The sequence below is a fragment of the Endozoicomonas sp. ONNA2 genome, assembly GCF_024606365.1.
Taxonomy (GTDB): Bacteria; Pseudomonadota; Gammaproteobacteria; order Pseudomonadales; family Endozoicomonadaceae; genus Endozoicomonas.
The window spans coordinates 1-3,371 of the sequence record NZ_JAHHPO010000621.1 but is presented as its reverse complement, the minus strand read 5'-3'; the positions used below and the strand labels follow the sequence as shown (position 1 = coordinate 3,371).

Sequence of the window (3,371 nt, the reverse complement as noted above, 5' to 3'; positions counted from 1 at the left end):
CGTAGGGCAGTCTATTCTCGGACAGCCTCCTGCAACACAGTCTTTTGCTGAAAAGCAGGCACCCTTTGGGTAAGATAGCGTCACGGAAATCAACAGCCTGTGTGACTAGAAGAACAATTCCGGGAGTGGAGAGAATGGCCGAGTACAAAGCCCCCCTTCGTGACATGCGCTTCGTAATGTACGACGTTTTCAATATAGCTGAGCAGTGGGCAAAGTGGCCTTCTGTCAGTGAAACGGTGGACCGGGAAACTGCCGACGCGATTCTGGAAGAAGCAGGCAAACTGGCTTCCCGTACCCTTGCCCCTTTGAACCGCTCGGGAGACGAGGAAGGGTGTCAATGGGATGGCGGTCAGGTGACTACGCCGGAAGGTTTCAAAGAGGCCTACCAGCTGTTTGCTGCAGGTGGCTGGAGCGGGCTCGGTGGCAACCCCGTTTATGGTGGTATGGGTATGCCCAAGGTACTGGCGGCCCAGTTTGATGAAATGGTCTGCAGTGCCTGCCTGGCACTCACGCTTTACCCCAGCCTGGGAGCCGGTGCCAGTCTGGCTATTGATGCCCACGCTTGCGATGCACTGAAAGAAGCTTACCTGCCGCCAATGTATTCTGGTGAATGGGCGGGTACCATGTGTCTGACCGAACCCCATGCTGGCACTGATCTTGGCATTATCCGTACCAAAGCCGAAGACAATGGCGATGGCAGTTACGCCATTACCGGTACCAAAATCTTTATTACCGGCGGGGAGCATGACCTTACCGAAAATATTATCCACCTTGTGTTAGCCAAGCTCCCGGATGCACCTCCCGGGCCCAAAGGTATCTCAATGTTTCTGGTACCCAAGTTTTTGGTGAATGAGGACGGATCTCTGGGGGAAAGAAATGCCCTTGCCTGCGGCTCCATTGAGCACAAGATGGGCATTAACGGCTCAGCCACCTGCGTCATGAATTTTGATGGGGCCAAAGGCTATCTGGTGGGTGAACTGAATAAAGGCCTGAATGCCATGTTTACCATGATGAATTACGAACGTTTGTTTGTGGGCATTCAGGGTCTTGGCAGCAGTGAGATGTCGTACCAGAATGCCCTGGCATATGCCCGGGATCGCACCCAGGGGCGTTCCGCCAGTGGTGCTGTGCAAAAAGATAAAGCGGCTGACCCATTGATGGTTCATGGGGATATCCGGCGGATGCTGTTGAACATGAAAGCCCTGAATGAGGGCGGTCGGGCTTTCTCCACCTATGTGGCCGGGCAACTGGATATTGCCAAGTTCAGTGATGATGCACATGAAAAAGAGAAAGCTTCAGCCCTGGTGGCGTTGTTGACGCCTGTCGTAAAAGCATTTTTAACCGATGTCGGCCTGGAAAGTTGTATTGCCGGGCAGCAGGTATTTGGTGGACATGGCTTTATTCGTGAGTGGGGCCAGGAACAACTGGTCAGGGATGTTCGTATCACCCAGATTTACGAAGGAACCAACGGTATCCAGGCGCTGGATCTGCTCGGACGCAAAATTGCCCTGAACGGTGGTGCCTATCTTGAAACATTCCTGAGTGAAGTTCGTGCCTCAGTTGGCGCTAATGATGAATTTGCTGAAGAGCTGCTGGCAGCCGTTGATAAGCTTGAGGCGCTGACGGGTAAACTTCTGGCGCAGTCTGAACATGACCCGAATGTCATTAATTCTGCCTGTGTTGATTACCTGAATGCTTTTGCCTATGTTACCTATGGCTGGATGTGGTCATTAATGGCGAAAACCGCAGCAAGCAAGCTGGCAGCTGGCAGTGAAGATCCATCCTGGCTGGAAGCCAAGCAGGTGACTGCACGCTATTACTTCAAGCGCCTGCTGCCTCGCTTTGAAAGTTCAGCGGCGGCGGCTCTTTCAGGAACTGAGGAACTATTTATCTTGTCTGCGGATCAATTCTAGGATTATTCTGGCTGAAACCAAAAACCCCGCTTTGCGGGGTTTTTGCTGTTAAAACACCACGAGTAAAAATAGATAAATCCTGATTCCCCATTGAATCGGCTATTATTGACGCGCAGCGTTGAAAGAAATGAATGTCGGGGATACCCATGATTCTCAGTACAGCCTTTCGGGCCTTATGTTCGGTATGCGTTTATCTAACACTTATGGTCTTTGGTAATCATGCCTGTGGTGATAATTTTGAATCTCCGGCTTATGCCAGTAACTTTCTTTTAAAACAAAAAGATACCAATCAATGTCTGGTGGTGATGGATGAGCTGGAAGGCTGCAGTTCTGAACACAGCAGACTGACGGATAGCTGCACTAACAGCAACCGAATAACGTTCGGTGAGTGTGATGAAAAAAAACCAGAACAGAGGTGGCTATTTGACTTCCAAAAAAAACACATTCACTCACTGGATCGAAGTACTGATCTATGTTTAACCCGGCTGTCGCACAATCTATCTATGGAGGTTTGCCAACCGGCGAGTTTGGAGCAGCTATGGTTTTTTAATCAACAGGATCATCTTTACAGCCGGGTTGATTACTTTGATCCACTGGCGTTGGTAAAACGCTTGCCAGATAACACGGCTTCACCGGTCATTTTTCACTTTATTGACTCTGAAACCGGAGATAATCAATGCTATCTGAGTCCTTTTACTGGTAGAACAGAGTGCGCTGGGTTTGCAGCGGATGCACAGGCACTGAAACAACAGGAAGTTGAATCCTGGTACTGGTCAGATCATTGGCCATGGCAGCCACAGCCAACAAAACTGACCGAAGACCTGAAGTTGGGTGATTTCAGCAGCAATCATTGTCTTGCGGTAACACAGTGCCACATGGATAGTGTTGGACAGTACGACTGTTTTGGCGGGGCAAAGGTTCAGGTAAGTGCTTGTCAACCAGTCAGTCATCAGGTCTGGCGCTATGACCTGGTCGCCAAAACCCTCTTTAATAAACAGGCAGGTGAGCAGTTCTGCTTAAGCTGGTTATCGGGAAAGCTGACCATGGAGCACTGTTTGCCCGGTTCTGGTTCTCAGAAATGGTATTTTGCCCAGGGAAAAGGAGGCAAGTATCCAGAGAGAGGTCAACTGCGCTGGTTTTCCAATCCAAATGAACACTGTGATTATGTTAAGGCCCTTGATTTTGACCCCATAGTTAAATTTGAAATATTAAAGAAAGATATCCAGGGAGAAGACTGCGGTTATAACCCCATTGACGGCCTTTGGAAAGGCCTGTGTGTTCATTAGGCCAATTGCTGACACTCCCCGCCCTATCGGGCGAGGGTTCTTGGATCGCTCCAAGAACCTTCCTGCTTCAACACGCCTTCCCTGGATAGCGGTTTTTAAGCCGCTATCCCCGTTCCAGTCGCTCCACAGGCTAGGCGCCCCCGACTAACCCCGCCAGTCCGGCGGTTTTGAT

Annotated in this window: 2 protein-coding genes; both read left to right on the top strand. The window is 50.2% G+C overall.

Translation table 11 applies throughout. The features are described 5' to 3' along the window. The first annotated feature begins 134 nt into the window (after window positions 1-134). The gene (locus tag KDK14_RS10925; RefSeq protein WP_257265141.1) at window positions 135-1,913 is read left to right on the top strand and encodes an acyl-CoA dehydrogenase C-terminal domain-containing protein; all 1,779 of its coding nucleotides are present in this window, start codon (window positions 135-137) and stop codon (window positions 1,911-1,913) included. A 146-nt stretch (window positions 1,914-2,059) separates the two neighbouring features. Continuing rightward, on the top strand, window positions 2,060-3,199 hold the full coding sequence (locus KDK14_RS10920) for a hypothetical protein (protein ID WP_257265140.1): 1,140 nt from the start codon (window positions 2,060-2,062) through the stop codon (window positions 3,197-3,199). The last annotated feature ends 172 nt before the right edge of the window (window positions 3,200-3,371 follow it).

Coding starts and splice junctions, on each gene's coding strand:
- KDK14_RS10920 (WP_257265140.1), top strand. CDS start 2,060: ATGATTCTCAGTACAGCCTTTCGGGCCTTATGTTCGGTATGCGTTTAT.
- KDK14_RS10925 (WP_257265141.1), top strand. CDS start 135: ATGGCCGAGTACAAAGCCCCCCTTCGTGACATGCGCTTCGTAATGTAC.